At 73.3% G+C, this 22,085-nt stretch carries 23 protein-coding genes; 16 read left to right on the top strand and 7 right to left on the bottom strand.

The annotated features are described in order from the left end of the window. The first annotated feature begins 2 nt into the window (after positions 1-2). From ACGFI7_RS28405 to ACGFI7_RS28380, 6 genes are all read left to right on the top strand, one after another. On the top strand, positions 3-1,532 hold the full coding sequence (locus tag ACGFI7_RS28405; protein ID WP_393409793.1) for an NAD(P)/FAD-dependent oxidoreductase: 1,530 nt from the start codon (positions 3-5) through the stop codon (positions 1,530-1,532). A 105-nt stretch (positions 1,533-1,637) separates the two neighbouring features. Then, positions 1,638-2,357 carry a DUF3152 domain-containing protein gene (locus tag ACGFI7_RS28400; protein WP_393409792.1) on the top strand — a complete coding sequence of 240 codons (720 nt, stop codon included), beginning with the start codon at positions 1,638-1,640 and terminating at the stop codon, positions 2,355-2,357. Between the two features lie 9 nt (positions 2,358-2,366). After that, a complete protein-coding gene (locus ACGFI7_RS28395; RefSeq protein WP_393409791.1) occupies positions 2,367-3,797 on the top strand; it encodes a carboxylesterase/lipase family protein in 1,431 nt (476 codons plus the stop codon). A 123-nt stretch (positions 3,798-3,920) separates the two neighbouring features. Beyond that, positions 3,921-5,063, top strand: coding sequence for an MBL fold metallo-hydrolase (locus ACGFI7_RS28390; RefSeq protein WP_393409789.1), 1,143 nt, complete (start codon positions 3,921-3,923; stop codon positions 5,061-5,063). Further along, positions 5,060-5,980, top strand: coding sequence for a pirin family protein (locus ACGFI7_RS28385; RefSeq protein WP_393409788.1), 921 nt, complete (start codon positions 5,060-5,062; stop codon positions 5,978-5,980). Before ACGFI7_RS28390 ends, ACGFI7_RS28385 begins: the two co-directional genes overlap by 4 nt. A 68-nt stretch (positions 5,981-6,048) precedes the next feature. Further along, positions 6,049-6,507, top strand: coding sequence for a hypothetical protein (locus ACGFI7_RS28380; protein ID WP_393409787.1), 459 nt, complete (start codon positions 6,049-6,051; stop codon positions 6,505-6,507). A 58-nt stretch (positions 6,508-6,565) separates the two neighbouring features. Here ACGFI7_RS28380 and ACGFI7_RS28375 read toward each other — a convergent pair whose 3' ends face one another. The 4 genes from ACGFI7_RS28375 to ACGFI7_RS28360 all read right to left on the bottom strand — a co-directional run bounded on the left by ACGFI7_RS28375 (position 6,566) and on the right by ACGFI7_RS28360 (position 10,422). Beyond that, complete coding sequence (locus tag ACGFI7_RS28375; RefSeq protein ID WP_393409786.1) at positions 6,566-7,048, bottom strand: hypothetical protein; 483 nt, start codon at positions 7,046-7,048, stop codon at positions 6,566-6,568. A 210-nt stretch (positions 7,049-7,258) separates the two neighbouring features. Next, positions 7,259-8,269 carry a coiled-coil domain-containing protein gene (locus ACGFI7_RS28370; protein WP_393409785.1) on the bottom strand — a complete coding sequence of 337 codons (1,011 nt, stop codon included), beginning with the start codon at positions 8,267-8,269 and terminating at the stop codon, positions 7,259-7,261. A 144-nt stretch (positions 8,270-8,413) separates the two neighbouring features. After that, on the bottom strand, positions 8,414-9,508 hold the full coding sequence (locus ACGFI7_RS28365; RefSeq protein ID WP_393409784.1) for an FAD-dependent oxidoreductase: 1,095 nt from the start codon (positions 9,506-9,508) through the stop codon (positions 8,414-8,416). A 56-nt stretch (positions 9,509-9,564) separates the two neighbouring features. Next, positions 9,565-10,422: an SMP-30/gluconolactonase/LRE family protein gene (locus tag ACGFI7_RS28360; protein ID WP_393409783.1), complete on the bottom strand. Its 858-nt coding sequence runs from the start codon at positions 10,420-10,422 to the stop codon at positions 9,565-9,567. Positions 10,423-10,479: 57 nt separating this feature from the next. Here ACGFI7_RS28360 and ACGFI7_RS28355 point away from each other — a divergent pair, with 57 nt between their 5' ends. From ACGFI7_RS28355 to ACGFI7_RS28340, 4 genes are all read left to right on the top strand, one after another. Beyond that, on the top strand, positions 10,480-11,298 hold the full coding sequence (locus ACGFI7_RS28355) for a class I SAM-dependent methyltransferase (RefSeq protein WP_393409782.1): 819 nt from the start codon (positions 10,480-10,482) through the stop codon (positions 11,296-11,298). Then, positions 11,295-11,924, top strand: a complete 630-nt coding sequence (locus ACGFI7_RS28350; protein ID WP_393409780.1) for a TetR/AcrR family transcriptional regulator — start codon at positions 11,295-11,297, stop codon at positions 11,922-11,924. The genes ACGFI7_RS28355 and ACGFI7_RS28350 overlap by 4 nt, the downstream gene beginning before the upstream one ends. Before the next feature lie 115 nt (positions 11,925-12,039). Continuing rightward, the gene (locus ACGFI7_RS28345) at positions 12,040-12,858 is read left to right on the top strand and encodes an MBL fold metallo-hydrolase (RefSeq protein ID WP_393409779.1); all 819 of its coding nucleotides are present in this window, start codon (positions 12,040-12,042) and stop codon (positions 12,856-12,858) included. A gap of 75 nt (positions 12,859-12,933) precedes the next feature. Continuing rightward, a complete protein-coding gene (locus ACGFI7_RS28340; protein ID WP_393409777.1) occupies positions 12,934-13,743 on the top strand; it encodes an alpha/beta fold hydrolase in 810 nt (269 codons plus the stop codon). Here the strand turns inward: ACGFI7_RS28340 and ACGFI7_RS28335 are convergent. Together ACGFI7_RS28335 and ACGFI7_RS28330 are read right to left on the bottom strand one after the other, a co-directional pair. Next, complete coding sequence (locus ACGFI7_RS28335) at positions 13,736-14,365, bottom strand: hypothetical protein (RefSeq protein WP_393409776.1); 630 nt, start codon at positions 14,363-14,365, stop codon at positions 13,736-13,738. The two genes, ACGFI7_RS28340 and ACGFI7_RS28335, sit on opposite strands and share 8 nt — an antisense overlap. Before the next feature lie 418 nt (positions 14,366-14,783). Then, entirely contained in the window at positions 14,784-15,551 is a 768-nt protein-coding gene (locus ACGFI7_RS28330; RefSeq protein ID WP_393409775.1) for a hypothetical protein, read from the bottom strand. Between the two features lie 171 nt (positions 15,552-15,722). Between ACGFI7_RS28330 and ACGFI7_RS28325 the strand changes: the two genes are divergently transcribed. After that, entirely contained in the window at positions 15,723-16,064 is a 342-nt protein-coding gene (locus ACGFI7_RS28325) for a hypothetical protein (protein ID WP_393409773.1), read from the top strand. Between the two features lie 4 nt (positions 16,065-16,068). Here ACGFI7_RS28325 and ACGFI7_RS28320 read toward each other — a convergent pair whose 3' ends face one another. After that, positions 16,069-16,680 carry an Lrp/AsnC family transcriptional regulator gene (locus ACGFI7_RS28320; protein ID WP_393409772.1) on the bottom strand — a complete coding sequence of 204 codons (612 nt, stop codon included), beginning with the start codon at positions 16,678-16,680 and terminating at the stop codon, positions 16,069-16,071. A 136-nt stretch (positions 16,681-16,816) separates the two neighbouring features. Between ACGFI7_RS28320 and ACGFI7_RS28315 the strand changes: the two genes are divergently transcribed. From ACGFI7_RS28315 to ACGFI7_RS28295, 5 genes are read left to right on the top strand one after another with little or no spacing between them, the layout of a single operon-like run. Next, the gene (locus ACGFI7_RS28315; RefSeq protein WP_393409771.1) at positions 16,817-18,397 is read left to right on the top strand and encodes an ABC transporter substrate-binding protein; all 1,581 of its coding nucleotides are present in this window, start codon (positions 16,817-16,819) and stop codon (positions 18,395-18,397) included. A 2-nt stretch (positions 18,398-18,399) separates the two neighbouring features. Next, entirely contained in the window at positions 18,400-19,482 is a 1,083-nt protein-coding gene (locus tag ACGFI7_RS28310) for an ABC transporter permease (protein WP_393409770.1), read from the top strand. Then, positions 19,479-20,354 (top strand): ABC transporter permease, encoded by an 876-nt coding sequence (locus tag ACGFI7_RS28305; RefSeq protein WP_393409768.1) that lies wholly within the window; start codon positions 19,479-19,481, stop codon positions 20,352-20,354. The genes ACGFI7_RS28310 and ACGFI7_RS28305 overlap by 4 nt, the downstream gene beginning before the upstream one ends. Next, a complete protein-coding gene (locus ACGFI7_RS28300; RefSeq protein ID WP_393409766.1) occupies positions 20,351-21,124 on the top strand; it encodes an ABC transporter ATP-binding protein in 774 nt (257 codons plus the stop codon). The genes ACGFI7_RS28305 and ACGFI7_RS28300 overlap by 4 nt, the downstream gene beginning before the upstream one ends. Then, on the top strand, positions 21,121-22,029 hold the full coding sequence (locus ACGFI7_RS28295) for an ABC transporter ATP-binding protein (RefSeq protein WP_393409765.1): 909 nt from the start codon (positions 21,121-21,123) through the stop codon (positions 22,027-22,029). The genes ACGFI7_RS28300 and ACGFI7_RS28295 overlap by 4 nt, the downstream gene beginning before the upstream one ends. Positions 22,030-22,085 lie beyond the last annotated feature (56 nt).

The raw sequence follows: 22,085 nt of genomic DNA, 5'->3' as shown, positions 1-22,085 counted from the left end.
GCATGCGTGTTGCGGTCATCGGGAGCGGCATAGTCGGAGCCGCCGCGGCTCACTGGCTGAGCGGTCGGGGTGTGTCGGTGACGGTCGTGGACGGGGCCTACCCCGGGCAGGCCACCCAGGCGGGGGCCGGGATCGTGTGCCCGTGGGTCGACCACCCCGACGACGACGCCTGGTACCGGCTGACCCGCGCCGGCACCCGCTACTACCCGGAGCTGGTGGCGGCGCTGGGCGAGACCATGGGGTACGCGCGGGTGGGCGCGCTGCTCGTGGCCGACGACCCCGCCGACCTGGAGCCGGTGCGCGCCCTGCTGGCGCGGCGGTACGCGGAGGCGCCGGAGATGGGGGAGGTCGTGGACGTGGCGTCGCCGTCCACGCTGTTCCCGCCGCTGGCCGAGGACCTGAGCGCGCTGCTGGTGCCGGGCGCGGCCCGGGTGGACGGGCGGGCGGTGCGGTCCGCGCTCCTGCGCGCGGCGGTCCGTCAGGGGGCCGAGCTGCGGTCGGGTACGGCGACGCTCACGGCGGACGGCGGCGTGCTGGTCCGCGACGTCCGCGAGGCGGACTCCCGCGGCTCCGACGCGCCCGCCTCCCCGGGCCCCTCGGACCTGGCCTCCTGGCGCCAGGCCACCCCCGGCCCCACCCCGTACGAATCCCCCGCCCCCCGACCGGATTCCCCGTACGGCCCACCGGACGGCGGCCAAGCCGGAGGCACGCCGGGCTCCCCGTACGGGCAGGGGGGCGGAGAAACCAGGGGCGCGGGAGGCTCCCCGTACGGGCCTGGAGGGGAAGACGCCGGGGGCGCGACGGGCTCGCGGGGCGGCGGAGCGGCGGGGGCCTCACACGGGCCGGAGGTCGGTGGAGGTGCCGGGGGTGCGGCGGGTTCCCCGGGCGGGACGGTGGGGGGCTCGCGTGGGGCGCGGGACGGTGGGGGTGTCCTGTACGGGGAGTCGGAGGTCGCGGTGGCGGGTGGGGAGGTGGGGGAAGAGCGACCGGGGGCGGTCGGTGAGGGGGTGCCGCTGGACGTCGACGTGGTGATCGTGGCCGCGGGGGCGTGGACCGGGGAGGTGTGCCGGGGGCTGGGGGTCGAGGTGCCGGTGTTCCCCCGGCGGGGGCAGATCGTGCACGCGACGCTGGACGACGTGGACACGTCGGGGTGGCCGATCGTGCTTCCGCACATCGGGCCGTACCTGGTGGGGTTCCCGGGCTCGCGGGTGGTGGTGGGGGCGACGATCGAGGACGTGGGGTTCGCGCCGCGGGTCACCGTGGGCGGTCTGGACGAGGTGCTGCAGGCGGGCCTGCGGGTGGCGCCGGGCCTGTTCGGGGCGACGGTGAGCGAGACGCGGGTGGGGCTGCGGCCGGTGTACGCGCCGGGGTCGCCGCTCGTCGGGCCGGTGGGCGAGCGGGTGATCGTGGCGACGGGCATGGGCGCGTACGGCCTGACGGCGGGCCCGTTCGCCGGGCGGCTGGCCGCCGGGCTGGCGCTGGGCGAGGAGCCGCCGATCGACGTGCGCCCCTACGGCCTGCGCGGGCGCTGACGCCCGGTCCTGCCGCGGGGGCACGATGGGCGCAATACCCGGTGCGGCGGTCACGCAGCGGGTACGATCAGTCACCTCCCCGTCGTGACTCGTGGGGAGGCGTGGGTGCGCGCGTTGGTGATACCGGTCCTGCTGGGCCTGGTGGCGGCGTGTTCCGGGGCGGTCCCGCCCGGTCCGCCGCCGGAGCCCCCCGCGACGTCGCCTCCCGTCGAGCCGCCGCCGCAGACGGTTCCTCCGATGCCCGAACAGCCGCCGGAGATGACTCCTCCGATGCCGAGCGCGCCGCCGCGGGTCCCGCAGCGGGCGTCGGGCCGGTACGAGGTCGCGCGCGGCGGCGCGGCGCCGGGCCGGGGGCGCGGCGGGGTGATCCGCTACCTGGTGGAGGTCGAGCGGGGGCTGCCGTTCGAGCCGCGGGAGTTCGCGGCCGAGGTGCACCGGACGCTCAACGACCCGCGCGGCTGGGGCCGGTTCCGGCGGGTGGACCGGCCGCCGGTGCGGCTGCGGGTGGCGCTGTCCAGCCCGCGGCTCACCGACCGCGAGTGCCTGCCGTTGCGCACCGGCGGCGACCTGTCCTGCTGGAACGGCTCCCGGTCGATCATCAACGCGCTGCGCTGGGCCGAGGGCGTCCCGCAGTACGACGGCGACCTGGCCGCCTACCGCCACTACCTGATCAGCCACGAGGTGGGTCACGCGCTCGGCCACCGGCACGCCGCCTGCCCGGGGCCGGGCCGCCCGGCGCCGGTGATGATGCAGCAGTCGAAGTCGCTGCGCGGCTGCCGGCCGAACCCGTGGCCGTACCCGGACCGGGGCCGCCAGGAGCGTTAGGCTGAGTGCATGCCGACGATCAGCACCGGTGAGGTCCGCGGATCCGAGCATGACGGCGTCGCCGTCTTCACCGGCATCCCCTACGCGAAGAGCCCGTTCGGCCCGCTCAGGTTCGCCGCCCCGGAGCCGGTCGATCCGTGGCACGGCACGTTCGAGGCGACCCGGTTCGGGCCGCGCCCGCCGCAGCCGGCGATGTTCCCCGGCCTGCCGGAGTGGGATCCGGCCGCCGGGCTCGACATCCTGACGGTCAACGTGTGGACACCCGATCAGGGCGGGTCCGGCCTGCCGGTGATGGTCTGGCTGTACGGCGGCGCCTACTGGATGGGGTCGTCCGACTGGCCCGAGTACGACGGCACCCTCCTGGCCCGCGACGGCGTGGTGGTGGTGACGCTCAACTACCGGGTCGGCATGGAGGGCTTCGGCCAGGTGCCGGGCGCCCCGGCGAACCGGGGCCTGCTCGACCAGGTGGCGGCGCTGCGGTGGGTGCGTGACAACATCGCGGCGTTCGGCGGCGACCCGGGCAACGTGACGGTCTTCGGCGAGTCGGCGGGGGCCGGGTCGGTGGCGTGCCTGATGGCGATGCCGTCGGCCGCGGGGCTGTTCCGGCGGGCGATCGCGCAGAGCGTCCCGGGGGTGTTCCTCTCCCCCGCGCTGGCCGCCCGGGTGACCGACGCGATCATGGCGCGGGCGGGCGGCGGTTCCCCGCACGACGTGCCGCCGGAGCGGATGGTGGCCGCGGCGGCGGCGTTCACGCAGGAGGAGCTGACCGGCCGCCACGACCGGTGGGGGCTGCTGGCGAGCGCGGCGATCGCGTTCGCGCCGGTGGTCGACGGCGAGGTGCTGCCGGAGCTGCCGTGGCAGGCCCTGCGCGGCGGGGCGTCCCGTGACGTGCAGCTGATCACCGGCTACAACCGCGACGAGTTCCTCACCTTCCACGCGGCGAGCCCGAAGCGGACGGTCAATCTGGCGGGGGCGCTGGAGCGGCTGGCCCCGCCGGGCGCCGAGGCGGTCTACCGGAAGGCGGCGCCGGACGGCGACGAGCAGGCGTACGTCATGCTGATGTCCGACTGGTTGTTCCGGATGCCGACCACGCTGCTGGCCGAGGCGCATCGGGGCCCGGCCTGGCTCTACGAGCTGACCTGGGCGCCGACCTCCTTCCTCGGCGCCTGCCACGGCCTGGACGTGCCGCTGGTGTTCGGCACGACGAACGGCCAGCTGGGCGGCATGATGATCGGCGGCTCGCCGGACGCGGAGCGGATGTCGGAGCAGTTCCGCACCGCGTGGGTGCGCTTCGCCGCGACCGGCGATCCGGGCTGGCCCCGTTACGAGGCGGGCAGGGCGACGACCCACCTGTTCGACGTCGAACCGTCCGACGCGGACGACCCGCAGGCGGTCTCGCGGGCGCTGTGGGCCGGGCAGGGCGTCACGACGCTCGACTGATCAGGGTCCTGGCGCAACGGGTGAAGCACTCTGATCTATCGCGATATATCGTACTAACTGGGAACATCGGGGCCCTCTCGCCGGGTTTCCGGTAGGGAGGACGCTTTCCAGGGGAGTGTGAGCATGACGGGTTTCCGGACAGTACGGCGCGTCCTGGCGGGTGGCGCGGTCCTGGCGGCGGCGGGCTGGGCGCTGCGCCAGGTGCCTGCCGAGCTGGGCGTCCGGCCGCTGACCTCGGGGCCGGCCCGGGCCGACAGGATGCGGCGTTCGCCGCAGTTCCGCGACGGCACCTTCTTCAACCCGATGCCTGAACGGGTCACGCTGATGGCGGGGCCGCCCGTGGGCATGCTGGCCGAGCTGGCCAAGGACAAGGACCTGCGCCGCCCGTCCGGCCCCATCCCGGTGCGGGTGCCGCCGTCGGACCCGCCCCCGGCGGGCGGGCTGCGCGCGGTCTGGTACGGGCACGCGTCCACGCTGGTGGAGATCGAGGGCAGGCGGGTGCTGTTCGACCCGGTGTGGAGCCGGCGGCCGTCACCCTCGCAGCTGGTCGGCCCGGTGCGGCACCACCCGGTGCCGGTGCCGCTGGGCGGGCTGCCGCGGGTCGACGCCGTGGTGATCTCGCACGACCACTACGACCATCTCGACCGGGCCACGGTGCGCGCCCTCACCCGGGGCCAGCACGCGCCGTTCCTGGTCCCGCTGGGCATCGGCGCCCACCTGGAGCGCTGGGGCGTGCCCGCGTACCGGATCATCGAGCTCGACTGGGACGAGGAGGCGGAGGTGGCCGGGCTGCGGTTCACCGCCACGGCCGCCCGCCACTTCTCCGGCCGGTCGTTCACCCGCAACGACACGCTGTGGGGCTCGTGGGTGGTGGCCGGCGCCGCCAACCGGGTCTTCTACGCGGGCGACTCCGGCTACTTCGAGGGCTACAAGGGCATCGGCGCCGCCCACGGGCCGTTCGATCTGACGATCATGCCGATCGGCGCCTACAGCCCGTCCTGGCCCGACATCCACATGAACCCGGAGGAGGCGGTCAACGCCACCATCGACCTGGGCGGGAAGCTGTTGCTGCCGGTCCACTGGGCGACGTTCACGCTGGCGCTGCACCCGTGGGCCGAGCCGGTCGACCGGATGTGGCGCGAGGCCAAGGCGCGTGACGTGCGGTTCGTGGTGCCCAGGCCCGGCGAGCTCGTGGACACCGGGGACGTCCCCGCGTTCGACACCTGGTGGGAGACTCTGGGCTCGGCCCGTACAGTCGGAGGATGAGCAACCTGGAGGCCGATCCCCGCGAGATCCTGTGCGGTCCCGGAGGCGGGGACGGCGACGGCGGCGAGGTGCTGGAAGGACGCGCGGTGCCGCTCGGCGGCCCGCGCGCGATGACCGTCACGCGGACTCTCCCGCACGTGCGCCGGCGCATGATCGGCGCCTGGTGCTTCGTCGACGCCTACGGTCCCGAGCAGGCGGAGATGCGGGTCGCGCCGCATCCGCACACCGGTCTGCAGACCGTGAGCTGGCTGGTGGCCGGCGAGGTGCTGCACCGCGACAGCCTGGGCAGCCTGCGGGCGATCCGGCCCGGCAGCCTCAACCTCATGACGGCCGGGCGCGGCATCTCCCACTCCGAGGAGTCGCGGCTCGGCCTGCTGCACGGGGTGCAGCTGTGGGTGGCGCTGCCGGGGCCGCACCGGCGGGTGGCGCCGGGCTTCGAGCACCACGCCACGCTGCCCGTGCTGTCCGGGGCCGGTTACACGGCCACCGTGTTCATGGGCGCGCTGGGCGGGGTCCGCTCGCCCGCGACCGCCTATAGCCCGCTCGTGGGCGCGGAGATCCTGGTCGCCGGGGACGCCGAGATCCCGCTCGACCCCGCGTACGAGCACGGGCTGCTGCCGCTCGACGGGGACGTCGCGCCGCTGCGGCCAGGCCCGCTGCGCTACGTGCCGCCCGGCCGCGACGGCGTGCGCCTGAGCGGGAACGGGCGGGTGCTGCTCATCGGCGGCGAGCCGTTCGCCGAGGAGATCGTGATGTGGTGGAACTTCGTCGGCCGCGATCATGACGAGATCGCCGCGTTCCGCAAGGAGTGGATGGAGGGTGACGGGTTCGGCGAGGTCCGCGGCTACGACGGCGCGCCGCTGCCCGCCCCGGTGCTGCCGGCCACCCGGCTGAAGGCGCGCGGCCGCGTGCGCTGACCCGGTGATCGAACCGCGCATGCGGAAAGAAGGCGGGCGGAAGGCACCCTTTCAGTAGCATGTCCGCCATGCATCCGCCCCCTCCGCAGCCCCCGTGGAACCAGCCGCCCCCGCCCGCTCCGCCGCCGGGGCAGGCGTTGCTGGTCCTCGACATGAAGCGGCACTGGCTCGGCTTCATGCTGTCGATGATCACGCCCATGATCGTGATCAACGGCCGGCCGTCGGCGGGCCGGTGGGGGCTCAACACGATCCCGCTGCCTCCGGGCCAGCATCACCTCCACGTCCACCTGCCCTACGTCATGCCGGCCCGGATCGGCCCAGCGGACCTGACGATCTGGCTGCAGCCCGGGATGTCGCTGCCGGTCGAGTACCGCGCCCCCATGTGGGCCTACGCCCGGGGCTCACTCGGCCCGGCGCCGCAGCCGTGGAGCGGGATGGGCTGCATGCTCGCGCTGCTCACGATCCCGACCGGCTTCGTGCTCCTGCTGGCGTTCCTGGTCATCGGGTCGGCGTTCTCGCTCTTCTGACAGAACACGGGAAAAGGCCCGCTCGGGTGAGCGGGCCTTTCTCGTCACGGTCGTGACATCAGACGTTGATCTGGTGCCAGGGGCCGCGCTTGACGACGTTGTTGCTGTACTTGCCGATCTGGCTGACGCGGATGCGAACCTTGTCCACGTTGTGCTTCCAGAACGTGAAGTGCTTCACCTGGCCGGCGTTGCACAGCTTGTAGGACTTGGCGTAGTCCCACTTCCAGTACGGCTGGTACAGGTGGTGGACCTTGATCTGCACGTACGCGCACTTACCGCCCTGCTGCAGGGTGCGGAAGTCGAGGTCGTACAGCTTGCCCTTGATCCGGACGTCGTTCTTGCTGTGCGCCGGGTTCCAGTGTGTCTTGAGCGTGCCCTTGGCCTTGGCCTTGAAGTTGCTGGAGTAGTAGGAGCCCCAGTTCTTCACGGGCGGGTCGGCGATCAGCGGCTGCGGGTCGGCCGAGGCGGGGGAACCCATGACCACGGCGGTGGCCGCGGACGCGGCGGCCAGCGTGAGAACGGTGCGAAGCGAGCGGCGCATGTCTTCTCCTTGAGGGATGAGAACTCCCGGGGACCGTCCCCGGGGGCCCCGTGTGCTGTCGGGGTGTGCACCACAGTGATAAGCCCGACCGCCTGCCGCGCACTTGCCGCCGCTATTCTGTCCGCCTTCATACCGCTTTATCCGTGGTTGCAAGCGGAGATCCCCCACGGTTTCCGAGCCGTCCCACCGCCGGAGGCGAGGAAAGCGCGGTCAGTAGACCGAGATGTGAGGGTGGTCGTAGTGGTTGGCGGTGGTGCCGCCGCGATCGGTCATCACGCGCCAGGCGCCCGTCCGGACGTGCCAGATCCGCTGCCGGTAGATGATGTACATGATGCCGAACCGCCTGGCGTTCTTGATGGCCCACGCGGCGATCTCATGGCCCCGCTGCACCTCGGCGGGTGAGGGGAAGGCGCCGCCCCGGCTGAGCATGAAGTCGCAGGCGCGGCCGAGAGGATGCTGGCCGCCGTCCTGGATGGGCCGGTAGCAGCCGATCCCCGGCCCGGTGCCGAAGCGTTTCTCGATCAGATTCCGGACCAGGCGCATCCGCGGGGTGATGTTGTCGGCCCCGTCGGGGAGCTGCGGCACGAACGTGCCGTCGGAGCGGCGGCCGGGCACCTCGTGGAGCTGGTCGATCTTGTCGCGGATCTTCCCGATCGTCCGCTCCGCCTTCTTGCGCCGGCCGTCGAGGTCCTGCACGGAGGCGGCCAGCTCGTCCCGCCGGGCCTCGGCCTCCTGCTGGGCCTGCCGGTGGCGGTCCCGGACCTGGGCGAAGCCGGCGAGCGTGGCCTGCTGCTCATCGATGAGGTGCTGGGTGAGCGCCAGCCGGCGGATCTGCACCCCCCGGTCCTCGATGCCGGTCAGCAGCGCCATGTTCTCGGAGCCGCCGTTCATGTACTGGCTGACGGCCATGGCGCGCAGCTCGGTGGCCTGCCGGTCGAACACCGCCTGGGCCTCGGCCAGCTTCTCACTGGCGGCCTTCTCGGCCTTCTCCGCCTGCTGCTGGTCGCGGCGGCCGTGGTAGTAGTCCTCGATGAGCTTGTCGGACTCCTTCTGGAGATCGGCCAGCTCCTTCTCCAGCTGCTTGACCGTGGGCTTCGGGTCCGCGAGCGCGGACGGCGGGAGCGCCGGGGTCAGGGCGGCACAGAGGACGGTCGTGAGGACTGTCGTGCCGAGAACTCGGAGGGAGGCGCGCCGCCTTCCGGCGGGGGACGCAACCGCCACGCTTCTCCTTCGCCGCATGGTGCAGGACGCGTCTCCGGTCCTGAACCGCACGGCCCGGGCGTGCCCACTTTCGAGGCACGATAGTAGGGGATCTCTCGCTCACCCGTGACCGTTCATGATTTATCCGTATCGGCCCCGGCTTGGTCAGGCGGCGGCCCGGGACGCGGAAAGCAGGTCGTGCACGGCGCGGGCCGCGCCTCGTCCGGCCCGGTTGGCGCCGATCGTGCTCGCCGACGGCCCGTACCCGACCAGGTGCAGCCGCGGCTCGCGGACCGCCCGGGTGCCGTCGACCTTGATGCCGCCGCCGGGCTCCCGCAGCCGCAGCGGCGCCAGGTGGTCCAGGGCCGACCGGAAGCCGGTGGCCCAGATGATCACGTCGGCCGGCTCGTACCGGCCGTCCGGCCAGACGACGCCGTCGGGGGTGATCCGCTCGAACATCGGCAGGCGGCGCAGCGCTCCCGCCTCCATGGCCTGCCGGACGACGGCGGTGGCGCCGAGGCCGGTCACGCTGACGACGCTGCGCGGCGGCAGCCCGGCGCGGACCCGCGCCTCCACCATGGCCACCGCGTCCCGCCTGGCCTGCTCGCCGAAGTCGTCGGTCCGCAGGTCGGGCGGCCTTCTGGTCACCCAGAACGTCTCCTCGGCGACCCCGGCCAGCTCCGCCAGCACGTGCGCGGCCGAATGGCCGCCGCCCACCACGACCACCCGCCGCCCGGCGAACCCGTCGGGACCCCGGTAGGAGGCGTAGTGCAGCTGCCGGCCGCGGAACTCCGCGGCGCCCGGGTAGTAGGGCCAGTACGGGCGCGTCCAGGTGCCGGTGGCGTTGACGACGGCGCGGGCGGCCCACCGGTGGGTGTCCTCCCCTGTGATCAGGAGGCGGTCGCCGGGGCCCGGCTCGACCCTGGTCACCTTGACGGGCCGGCGCACGTCCAGGCCGAGCCGCCGCTCGTAGTCGGCGTAGTAGGCGGGCACGACGGACGCGGCGGGCCGGTCGTCGCCGTCATCGCCGTCATCGCCGCCGTCGCCGCCGTCGCCGTCCGCCTCGCGGCGGATGCCCGGCAGGTCGAAGACGCCGTGCACCTTGTCCATGGTGAGCGTGGGCGAGCGGTGCCGCCACGCGCCGCCGGGGCCGTCGCCGGAGTCCAGGACCAGCGGGTCGTGGCCGAACCGGCGCAGGAAGTAGGCGCTGGACAGCCCTGCCTGCCCGGCGCCGATCACCACCACGTCGATTTCGTCCATATTTGTGCAAACCGCCGGCGTCGCCGGGCTCTTCCCCGCTGGTCACGAGCGCGCCCTCAGAGGGCCGCCTCCAGGACCGGGCGGCCCCGCACTCCCGGCTCGGCGGTGAACACGGCGCCGGCGTGCGGCTCCTCGACGCGGTCGGCGTCGATCGCGGAGGTGGTGATGAACAGCCGGTCCAGGTCGTCGCCGCCGAACGTCACCGCGGTGACCTTGCGTACCGGAAGCTCGACCACGGCGTCGAGGGCGCCGTCGGGGCCGTAGCGGTGGACGGCCCCGCCGTCCCAGAGCGCGACCCACACGCCGCCCTCGGCGTCGACGGTCAGCCCGTCGGGCTGCCCCCGTTCGACGACGGCGAACGGGCGGCGGCCGGTCAGCCCGCGCCCGGGGTCGTAGTCGAGGACGTCCACCCGCCCGGTCGTGGTGTCGGCGTAGTAGGCGCGGTCTCCGGCGGGGCTGAAGTCGAGGCCGTTGGAGATGCTCACCTCGGGCAGCACCACGGTCAGCGTCCCGTCGGGCGCGGCCACGTACAGCGAGCCCTTGCCCGGACTCTGGTCCCAGGCCATCGAGCCGATGTAGAAGCGGCCGTCGGGGTCGCAGCCGCCCTCGTTCATCCGCACCGACGTGTCGTGCCACGCCTCGCCCAGGGAGCGCAGCGGCGCGTCGAGGTCATCGGTGCCGGCCAGCAGCAGCTCCCGCTCGGCGGCGACCAGGAACCCGCCGCCCGCGCGCGGCCTGACGACGGCGGCCAGCGAGCCGACGTGCCTGCGCCGCACGCCGCCCCGGCCGTCGAGCGCGAGCAGGTCGCCGGCCAGCATGTCGACCCAGCGCAGGCCGCCCCAGCGCGGGTGCCACACGGGCCCCTCCCCGTGGTGGGCGACGGGATCGGTCACGGGACTCGCGATGATCGCCATGCGGGCAGGGTAACATGGTGAATGACTGTTCATGAACGTACGTTCATAAGGAGTGACATGGCTATCGTCAACGCTCACCAGGCCGAGGCGTGGAACGGCTACGAGGGCTCTCACTGGGCGTCCCACCACGACCGCTACGACGCCATGAACGGCGGCTTCAACGAGCACCTGCTGCGGCGGGTGCGCGCCGGCGACCGGGTGCTCGACGTCGGGTGCGGCACCGGCCAGGTCACGCGGCTGGCGGCGGGCCTGGGCGCCGCGGCGACCGGGATCGACCTGTCGGCGCCGATGCTCGCCAAGGCCCGCGAGCTGGCCGCCGCCGAAGGGGTGGGCAACGTGACCTTCACCCAGGGCGACGCCCAGGTGCACGATCTCGGCGCGGGCGCGTACGACCTGGCGATCAGCCGGTTCGGCATCATGTTCTTCGCCGATCCGGTGGCCGCCTTCCGCAACATCGGCGAGGCGCTGGCGCCGGGCGGGCGGGTCGCGTTCCTCAGCCTGCGCGACATCCCGGCGCTGGGCGCGGTGTTCGCCGCCATGGCCGCCCACCTGCCGCCGCCGCCCGAGTCGCCCGACGGCACCTCCCCTGCCTCGTTCGCCGACCCGGCCCGCGTCGAGGAGGTGTTCACCGCGGCGGGGTTCGCGGACGTGGCGGTGACGCCGGTGGAGTCCGACCAGCTGTGGGGGCGCGACGCGGCGGACGCCGCCGCGTTCCTCGCCGCATGGGGGCCCGTCCGCTACCGGCTCTCCCTCGCGGAACCGGCCGCCGCCGAGCGTGCCGTGGCCGCGCTGGAGCCCGCCCTGCGCCCGCACGAGCAGGCGGACGGCGTACGGATCCGCGGCCGGGCCAACCTGATCACGGCGGTACGTGCGTGAGCCCGCGCAAGGCGGCGGCCGTCCCCGACAGCGAGTCGTTGCCCGCGCATCTCGTCGCGGCGGCCGAGCGGCTGATCGCCCGGCAGGGGGCGGCGGGGCTGACCGTGCGGGCCATCGCCAAGGAGGCGCGGGTGGCCGACGGGGTCCTCTACAACCACTTCGCCGACAAGGAGGAGCTGATCGCGCGGGCGCTGCGGGCGCACGTCCGCACGGTCCGGGGCGGGCTCCCGCCGCTGCCCCGGCCCGGCGAGGGTGACCTGGAGACGGGTCTGCGGGCGTACGTGGAGCACGGGGTGGCCCTGCACCTGGCGATCCTGCCCGCGTTCGCCGGCCTCGTGGCCCGGCCGGGCGTCCTGGCCCGGCTCGCGGGGCTCGACGAGGACGACCATCAGGATGACGGCGGGCTGCGCGTAAGACTGACGGATTTCCTGCGCGCCGAACAGGCCGCCGGGAGGGTCGCGGCGGACGCCGATCCCGAGGCCGCGGCCACCATGGTGGTGGGCGCCTGTCATGAGCTCGTCCTGCCCCCTCTGTTGTCCGGCGTCCCGGTGGAGGAGATCCGGGTCCCGCCGGGGTTCGCCGGTCGCGTGGTGGCCACGTGCCTGCACGGCCTCGTCCCGCGGTGACCGGGCGTTTGGTTCCTGGCATCCGTGGCAGGTGGTGATTTATCGGTTCAAAGGGGACGAATGTCGTGGATGAGTCCCGGCACCGTCCTGACGCTCCCGTCCGAGAGAGGACGCCATGCCCGTCACCGGCCACGGAAGCCTGCTGTTCATCGGGAACGCCACCACCCTGATCCGCTACAACGGGTTCAACCTGCTCACCGACCCGAACTTCCTGCACCGGGGCCAGCGCGCCTACCTCGGCTACGGGCTGACGTCCAAGCGCCTGACCGAGCCCGCGCTGAGCATCGACGAGCTGCCGCCGCTGGACGCGGTGGTGCTGTCGCACCTGCACGGCGACCACTGGGACCGGGTCGCCCGCAGGCGCCTGGACCGGGACACGGAGATCGTCACCACCCGGCACGCGGCGTCGCGGCTGAGCCGGCAGGGGTTCACCCGGACGGTGGGCATCGGCACGTGGCAGCAGCACGAGCTGCGCGGCCCCGGCGGGTCGGTGACGATCACCGCGCTGCCGGCCCGCCACGCGCCCGGCCCGGTCGAGGCGCTGCTGCCGCCGGTGATGGGCAGCATGCTGGAGTTCTCCGACCCTGACGGACTGCCCGACCTGCGGCTGCTCATCAGCGGCGACACGATCATGGACCGGCGGCTGGAGGCGATCCCGCGCCGCTTCCCCGACATCGACGTCGCCGTGATCCACCTGGGCGGCACCAAGCTGCTCGGCCTGACGGTGACGATGGACGGCGAGCAGGGCGCCCGCTACGCCGACCTGGTCGACGCCCCCGCCGTGGTGCCGGTCCACTTCGACGACTACAAGGCGTTCGCCTCGCCGCTGAGCGACTTCACGGAGCACATCGAGGCCTGCGGCCTCGGCGATCGCGTGATCTACCTGAAGCGCGGCCAGCGCTGCGACCTGACGGGGCGCCGCTCCAGCATCTGACCTGTTGCCGCGCCGCGCGGAATGTGGTTCACTGCACTCATGAGAGAGCAGTGCTCTCGGATTGGAGCGGTGAACATGGAATGGCTCGACGTCCCCGGCGGCAGGATCGCCTACCGGGTCACCGGCGAGGGTCCGCTGGTGGTGCTGGTCCACGGCATGGGCGACACCCACCGGACCTTCCGCCACCTCGTCCCGCGGCTGACCGGCTACCGGGTCGCCGCCATGGACGTGCGCGGCTACGGCGCGTCCGACATCGGCTGGCCGGAGTACGGGGCCGACGCGATCGGCTCCGACGTGCTGGCCCTGGTCCGCCGGCTGGGCGGCCCCGCGACGCTCATCGGCCACTCGATCGGCTGCTCGGCCGCGGTCTGGGCGGCGGCCGAGTCACCGGAGTCGGTCACGGGCCTCGGGCTGATCGGCACCGCCTCGGGGGACGTGCCGATCAAGTCGTGGATGCGGGCGGCGTCGTGGCTCGTGTCCCGCGACGCCGCCCTGTGGGGGCTTTTCGTACGCTCCGGCTATCCGGCCTCACGCCCCGCCGACTTCGCCGCGTACCTGGCCGAGGTCAAGGCGAGCCTGCGCGGGCCCGGCCGGATGGCGGCGCTGCGCGCCCAGATCGCGCTCGCCCTGTCGGGGGTGGAGAACCGGTACGCGGCGGTCACCCAGCCGTCGCTGGTGGTGATGGGCGCCGAGGACGCCGACTTCCCCGACCCTGCGGCGGACGCCGCCCGCACCGCAGCCAAGCTCGGCGGCCCGGCCGAGGTGCGGATGATCTCCGGCGCCGGTCACTATCCGCACGCCCAGCTGCCGGAGGCGACCGCCGAGGCCCTGCTGCCCTTCCTGGCGTCGGTCACCGCCGCCCACCGGGACCTGCCGGTCACTTGACGCCGCCGAAGGCGACGGCGGTCGTGGCGGCGATCACCGTCGACAGCACCACCACCAGCAGGACGGTCCCGAGCGGGTTGGGCCGTTGCGGCAGGGCGGGGCGTTCGGCGCGGATCCTCGCCTGCGGGGTGGGCGTGGCCACGGTGGGGGTCGGCGTGGGTGTCGGGGTGGGGGTCACCACGTGCCGGACTCTCTGCTGGGCAGGGGTCGGGACGGGGCGATCCGGCGCCCGGCCGGCGACGCGGCACCTGCCGATGTGAACGTGGGAGCCGGGGGTGTCGACGCACACCGCGTCCTCGTACAGGCGCACGTCCGGCACCGACACGACGGGGCTGGGCCTGGGCCTGCCCCGCACCCTGCCGGTGCCGACGGACACCCCGGGTGGCCGCACCCGGGACCGCGCGTTCCGTGACAGCCGCCGGGCGAGCCGTTCCGCCCGCTCCCCCACCTCGGTGGCGCCGGGCACCCGCCCGGTACGCGCCGCCCGGGTGCCCGGCACCCCGGCGCCCGGCCGGGTGACGGGCACGCGGGTGCCGCGCCGAGGGCGCGCGGCGAGCTCCGCCGCGTCGGGCAGGCGGGGGCCGAGGGTCGCCGATGAGCTCCCACCACGGCGGGAACTCACCGCCACCACCGACGCCCCGCCGGAGCCGGTCCCGGAAGCCCGCGCGACCCCACGATCGCCCGGCCCGCCCCGCAACCCCGCGGAGCCCGGGTCGGCCGACCCGCGCCGCCACCCCGCGGAGCCCTGCGTGGCCGGCCCACGCCGCCACTCCCCCGATCCCTGCGTGGCGGACCCGCGCCACTCCGCGGAGCCCTGCGCGGCCGACCCGCGCCACTCCGCTGATCCAGGGGTGACCGCGCCGCCCCGCCATCCCTCCGACCCCTGGGCTGCCTGGCCGTGGGCGGGTCGCGTGGCCGGGGGGTGGGGGTTCGTCCCGGGCGAGCCCGCTGTCGGAGACGAAGGTTCCGGGCCGGGGAGGCAGGCGGAGAGGGTGACCAGGGTCAGCGCCAGGAGGAGCGGCGACAGGAGGCGGGGCATGTCAGACGCCTCCGGCGATGCGGGCGAACTCGTGCAGCGCCGCGGTGAAGGCGTCCGGGGTCACCGCCAGCGGGCCGTCGAAGGCGCGGGTGATGTCCCAGGTCAGGTAGGCGCCGAAGCCCAGCAGGGCGGCCATCGCGGCCAGCGGCGCGAGCGTGATCCCGCGCGGCCGGGCGCCCGCGAGGAACGGGAAGAGGATCACCGACAGCCCCGTCAGGACCGTGAGGGCCAGGAGCCCGGCCGGCGGGGTGGCGGCGGCGTCGGCGGCACGCTGGGCGCGGGCCGCGCCGATGGTGCCGAGCTGGTCGAGCAGGGCCGCCCTGGCCTCCCGTTCGTCCTCGTCGTCCGACGTCAGCTCGGTGATCCGGGAACGCAGCTCGTCGAGCCGGACGCCGCCCATCGGGTCGAGCCGCCCGCGCGCCATCAGCGGCCACTCGTCCTCCACCACGAACGTCACGTACTCCCGCAACCCGGTGCGGACAGGCCCCACCATGACGGCCGGCAGGTCGGCGGCGGCCCAGTAGGCGTCGACGACGGCGCGGCTCTCGGCCTGCGTGTTCTGCCTGGCCGCGTCGGCCGTGGTCCACGGGACGATCACGGCGATCGCGAAGACCAGCAGGAACAGCGCCGACAGCATGGCCCCCGCGTGCCCGGCGGAGGGCCCGCCGGCGTCGCGGTCGTCGGTGCCCTTGCCCGCCAACCGGAACGTGAAGGCGGCGGCTCCCACCAGACCCACCGCCGCCAGGACCGCAAGCACGTACGCCACCATGACGATCTCCTCGTTACTGACTGTGAGTTGACCATCACAGTAAGCGATCTGATGCCGATAGCCAAGGAATCGCCGGGTCCGGCTGGACGGATCGCCGTCCAGCCGCGCGGCATCGCGCCATCCGTCCAGCGGGGCAACGGCCGCCGGCCGCCAGGCTTCACGATGGGGCACGTGAACCTACTCAACGGCCGCAAATTCGTGATGGTGAGCTCGACCGCGAGCAAGGTGGACCCCGACGGGCCCACGGAGTTCGAGTACTGGGAGGAGGACGGCGTCGTGTGGGGCAGCTACACCGGTGACACCGTGACGGTCGGCCGCTTCGTCGGCACCCGGGAGGACGACCGCATCTCGATCCAGTACGTGCACGCGTTCGTGACGGGCGGGGTCGCGGCCGGGCGCAGCGACAGCCGGATGGAGAAGGAGCCGGACGGCAGGTTCCGGCTGGTGGAGGAGTTCAAGTACGCGGGCGACGACACGCCGCACGTGAGCGTGTGCACCGAGGTCGTCGCCTGAGCCGTCAGGTGTCTTCCTTGCGCAGCGCCGCCCTGCCCTCGGCGGCCTGCACGAAGCGCATCTTGCCCAGCGGCACGTCGCCCGGCGTCTCGGGGGCGGGCCGCCGGGCGGTGCGGGCCTTCTCGCGGTCGCTCGGCAGCACGTAGGGGCGCTTGAGCACCTCGTCCAGGATGAACACGGTCTCGGTGGCCTTCACCGCCGGGATGTTGGCCAGCCGGTCGGTCACCATGGCGTGCACCTCGGCCACGTCGGCCATCCTGACCAGGATCATCGCGTCGTGCTGCCCGGTGGTGATCGCGCAGTACTCGACCTCCGGCATGCGTGCCAGCTCGGCCCTGAACTGCTTCCACATCTGCTGCCGCACGGTGACGAAGATGAGGGCGGTGATGCCCAGCCCGGTCTTGACCGGGTCCACCTCGGCGGTGAAACGCCTGATGGCGCCCTCGGCGCGAAGGGCCTCGAAGCGCGTGTAGGCGTTCGCGCGGGAGATGCCCACCCGTTCGGCCAGGGCCGCCACCGAGATCCTGCCGTTCTCGCGCAGGATCTCGAGGATCTTCATATGGATGGTGTCCAGTTCCAGACCGATGCCGATCCGTCCAGGGTGAGGGCCACCCATGCCACCATTTCTGGAAATTTCAGTCATTGTTACCTCTCCCCTATTTATATCCGTCTCAAGGACTGCACAGAACCTGGACAGATTGCCGGACAATCCTCGGCATTCCTGTTCCAACCGTCCACTTGGAGGACATCACATGGCGACCCGCTCGCAGACGGCGGCAGTGCTGCTCGCCGGTGCGCTCGCCCTCGCCGCCTGCGGAAGCGGTGGCGAGCAGGCTCCCGCCGCGCAGGGCGGCGGCGCAGGCAAGACCCTGGTCATTGACACGTCCTTCGACCTGAAGACGGCCGACCCGGGACGCACCTACGAGCCGACCGGCCTCATCGTGGGCAAGGCCACGTACGAGACGTTGCTCACGTTCGACGGGTCGGACGTGACCAAGCCCGTCCCCGCGCTCGCCGAGTCGTATGAGCTGTCCGACGACGGCAAGGTGCTGACGCTCAAGCTCAAACAGGGCGCCACGTTCGCCGACGGCTCCCCCATCACGGCCGACGACGTGGTCTTCTCGCTCACCCGCGTGCGTGACATGAAGGGCACCCCGTCGTTCCTGCTGGACGGCGTGGAGATCGAGAAGACCGACGACACGACGATCACGATGACGTCGGAGAAGGCCAACGCGGCGCTGCCGTACATCCTGCCGAACCCCGCGCTGGGCATCCTCAACAGCGACGTGGTCAAGGAGAACGGCGGGACCGCCGACGCCCAGGACAAGGCCGAGCAGTACCTGAACGCCAACTCGGCGGGCTCCGGCCCGTACCAGATCGAGTCGTTCAACGTCAGCAGCCAGGTCGTGCTCAAGGCGAACCCGAAGTACCACGGCGACAAGCCCGCGTACGAGAAGGTCGTCATCCGCAACGTCGAGTCGGCCACGCAGAAGCTGAACGTGCAGCGCGGCGACAGCCAGATGGCGCTGAACCTGTCCGGCGACCAGGTCACGAACATGCCCGACACCCTGCAGGTCAAGAAGACCGCCTCGGCGAACGTCTTCTTCCTGCTGGCCAACCAGGACCCGGGCGTCAGCAAGGTGACGACGAACGCCAAGTTCGTCGAGGCGGTGCGCAAGGGCGTCGACTACTCCGGTCTGCTGGAGCTGGCCGGCGAGGGCTCGACCAGGGCGCCGGGCGTGATCCCGTCGCAGCTCCTCGGCGCGCTCCCCGCCGAGGAGGCGGTCCAGCGGGACGTCGAGGGCGCGAAGGCGGCGCTCGCCGAGAGCGGGCTGTCCAACCCGACGGTCAAGCTGGAGTTCCCGACCGAGCTGACCGTGAACGGCCTGTCCTTCCAGCCGCTGGCCGAGCGCGTCCAGGCCAACCTCAAGGAGGTCGGCATCACGGTGGACCTCCAGCCCGCCCCGGTGACGACGGCGCTGGACAACTACCGCAACGGCAAGGAGGAGATGGGCCTGTGGTACTGGGGCCCTGACTACCCCGACCCGAACGACTACCTGGCGTTCCTGCCCGGCCAGACCGTCGGCGAGCGCGCCGGGTGGAAGGCCGGCGCCGCCAAGGAGCTGGAGGACCTCGGCGCGAAGGCGGCCGCCGCGATCGGCGACGAGGCCCGTACGGAGGCCTACCACGAGGTGCAGCGCAAGCTGAACGAGTCCGGGCCGTTCATCCCGCTCATCCAGCCGAGCCAGAACATCGTCGCGGCCACCTCGGTCACCGGCGTGGAGTACCACCCCGTGTGGCAGGTCGACGTCGCCGACCTGGGCGCGCAGTAGCAGTGCCCGCGAGCGTGGAGAAGGGCGCGGCGGTCTCCCCGCCGCGCCCCCGGCGGCCGGCGCTGCCGCCGCTGGCCCGGTTCCTGATCCGCCGGGTGCTGATGGCCATCCTGCTCGCGTGGGGGGTCACCCTGGTGACGTTCGTGCTGACGAACCTCGTGCCGGGTGACCCCGTGGCGGCGAACCTGGGCCAGCGGGCGCTGGGCGACCCGGCGATCGTGGCGCAGTGGCGGGCCGAGCACGGCCTGGACAAGCCGCTGTGGGAGCAGTACGGCCTGTATCTGCAGGGCCTGGTCCAGGGCGACCTGGGCGACAGCCAGCAGAGTCACCGGCCGGTGAGCCAGGACCTGGCCGAGGCGGTGCCGGCCACGCTGGAGCTGGCCGGCGTGGCGATCCTCATCTCGCTGGTGCTCGGGGTGGCCTTCGGCGTGATCGCCGCGCTGCGCCGGGACCGGCTCTCCGACCACGTGCTGCGGCTGCTGAGCCTGATCGGCATCTCGGTGCCGACGTTCTGGCTGGCGCTGGTGGCGTTCTACGTGTTCTTCTACCGGCTGCAGATCACGCCGGGCAGCGGCCGGGTGGACCCGGCGCTCGGCGCGCCTCCCCCGGTGACCGGGCTGCACACGGTGGACGCGCTGCTGGCCGGCCAGTGGGACGTGTTCGGCTCCGCCGTCGGCCACCTGATCACGCCCGCGCTGGTGCTGGCCCTCTACACGATCGGCCTGCTGACCCGGTTCACCCGGTCGGCGGTGCTGGAGGTGCTCGGCCAGGACTACGTGCGCGCCGCCCGGGCCAAGGGCCTGCCGGGACGGGTGATCCTGTTCCGGTACGTGCTGCGCTCGGCTCTGGTGCCGGTCATCACCGTGGCGGGCCTGGCGTTCGGCAGCCTGCTGTCCGGCACTGTCCTGGTGGAGGCGATCTTCGCCTGGCCGGGCATCGGCCAGTACGCCTACAAGAGCGCCACCACGCTCGACCTGCCCGCGGTGATGGGCGTCGGCCTGGTGGTGGGCGTGGTCTACCTGGTCATCAACCTGATCGTGGACGTCCTGTACGGCGTGATCGACCCCCGAGTGAGGCTGCAATGAGGCGGGATCCCCTGGCCCGCAAGGGACTGACGGCCCGGCTGCCGCAGGCCTGGCCGCAGCCGCTCGCCGTGGCCGGCGTGGTGATCGCGGCGGCCTGGCTGGTGATCGCGGTGGCGGCGCCCTGGCTGGCGCCGCACGACCCGCTCGCCCAGGAGCTGCCGCGGCTGGCCCCGCCGGGGCCCGGTCACTGGTTCGGCACCGACCAGCTCGGGCGCGACATCCTGTCCAGGGTCATGCACGGGGCGCGGGTGTCGATCCCGCTGACCGTGGTGCTGGTGGCGCTGTCGTTGCTGATCGGCGGCCTCCTCGGCGCCTGCGCCGGATATTTCGGCCGATGGGTGGACGAAACGATCATGCGGCTGGCGGACCTGGTGTTCGCGTTCCCGACGGTGATCCTCGCCATGGTGGTGGCCGCGGCGCTGGGCGCCAGCCTCACCAACGCGGTGCTGGCCGTCCTGGTGGTGGCCTGGCCCGCGTACGCGCGCGTCACCCGCGGGCTCGTGCTGGGCGTGCGGGAGCGGGAGTTCGTGCTGAGCGGGCGGCTGCTCGGCTTCTCGGCGTGGCGCTCGCTCCGGGTGGACGTGCTGCCGAACGTGACCGGCCCCATCCTGGTGCTGGCCACGCTCGACATCGGCACCGCGCTGCTGCTGCTGTCCGGCCTGTCGTTCCTCGGGCTGGGCGCCAAGCCGCCGTCGCCCGAGTGGGGCGCCATGGTGTCGTCGGGTGTGGAGGTGTTCGACAGCTGGTGGGTCGCCACCTTCCCGGGCCTGGCGATCCTGACCGTGGTGCTGGCGTTCAACTTCCTCGGCGACACGCTCCGCGACGCCCTGGATCCCCGTACCGCCCGCGCGATCAAGGAGCGTGCCCTGTGACGCTGGCGATCACGGACCTGAAGGTGACGATCGGCGGGAAGGACATCCTGCGCGGCGTGGACCTGACCCTGGAGCGCGGCCGGGTGCACGGGCTGGCCGGCGAGAGCGGCTCCGGCAAGACCATGACCGGGCTGGCCGTGCTCGGCCTCCTGCCGCACGGCTCCCGCGTCACCGGCGGCATCGCGCTGGAAGGACGCGACCTGCTCACGCTGCCGCCCAAGGAGCTGAACAAGGTGCGCGGAGGCGAGGTCGCCATGGTCTTCCAGGACCCGGCCACCAGCCTGCACCCGATGCTGACGGTCGGCAGGCAGCTGACCGAGCACATGCGCCACCACCTCGGCCTGGGCAAGTCTGAAGCCCGGGACCGGGCGGTCGAACTGCTGCGCAAGGTACGCATCCCCGGCGCGGAGGAGGCCTACCGGCGCTACCCGCACCAGTTCTCCGGCGGCATGCGGCAGCGCATCGCCATCGCCGTGGCGCTGGCCTGCTCGCCCAAGGTGCTCATCGCCGACGAGCCGACGACCGCGCTGGACGTGACCGTGCAGGCGGGCGTGCTGCGGCTGCTGCGCGGGCTCTGCGACGAACTGGGCCTGGCGGTGCTGCTGGTCACGCACGACCTGGGCGTGATGTCGGCGGTCGCCGACGAGGTGAGCGTGATGAAGGACGGCCTGGTCGTGGAGACCGGGCCGCGCGGCCGGGTGCTGCGCGAGCCGGAACACCCGTACACGCGCACGCTGCTGGCGTCCCTGCCCGACGCGGAGGTCTCATGAGCCTGCTGAAGATCGACGACCTGGTCGTCGAGCACCGCACCCCCGGACGGCCCGTGGTCAGGGCCGTCGCGGGGGCCAGCCTGGAGGTCAACGCGGGCGAGGTGGTGGGCCTGGTCGGCGAGTCCGGCTGCGGCAAGTCCACGCTGGCGCGCGCCGCGTGCGGGCTCAACCGGCCCGCCTCCGGGTCGATCACCTTCGAGGGGACGCCGGTGACGCCGCTCGGCCTGCGCCGCAGGACGATGACCGGGGTCCAGATGGTGTTCCAGGACCCGTACGCGTCCCTGAACCCGCGCCGGAGGGTCGGCGACCAGATCGCCGACGGGCTGCGGGTGGCGGGCGACACCGGGAACAGCCCTGCCGACCTGCTGGAACGGGTGGGCCTGCCGCGTGAGTTCGCCACCCGGCACCCGCACGAGTTCTCCGGCGGGCAGCGGCAGCGGATCGCCATCGCGCGGGCGCTGGCCGCCCGGCCGCGGCTGCTCATCGGCGACGAGCCGATCTCGGCGCTGGACGCCTCCGCCCAGTCCCAGGTGGCCACGCTCATGCGGGACCTGGCCGTCGGCTCGGGGGCCGGGCTGCTGTTCATCAGCCACGACCTGTCGGTGGTGCGGCTGATCGCCGACCGGATCGCGGTCATGTACCTGGGGCGGATCGTCGAGGTGGGAGACACGGCCGAGGTGTGGGCGGACCCGCGGCACCCGTACACGCGGGCGCTGCTCGGCGCGATCCCCAAGCCCGACGGGATGGGGGTGCTGCCGGCCGAACTGCCTGGCGACGTCCCCGACCCGGCCGAGCCGCCGCAGGGGTGCCGGTTCCACCCTCGGTGCCCGCTCGTGATGGACGTCTGCCGGGTCAAGGAGCCGGAGTTCGGGCCGGTCGCCTGCTGGCTCCACGAGCCGTCATGACCCCGCCACCCCCGCGCCCCCCGCAGGACCCACCACCCGCAGGGGGTTTCCCACCC

This window comes from Nonomuraea sp. NPDC048826, from assembly GCF_043198225.1.
GTDB lineage: Bacteria > Actinomycetota > Actinomycetes > Streptosporangiales > Streptosporangiaceae > Nonomuraea.
Note: the sequence above shows the minus strand (reverse complement) of the source record. Positions and strands in the feature narration are given on the sequence as shown.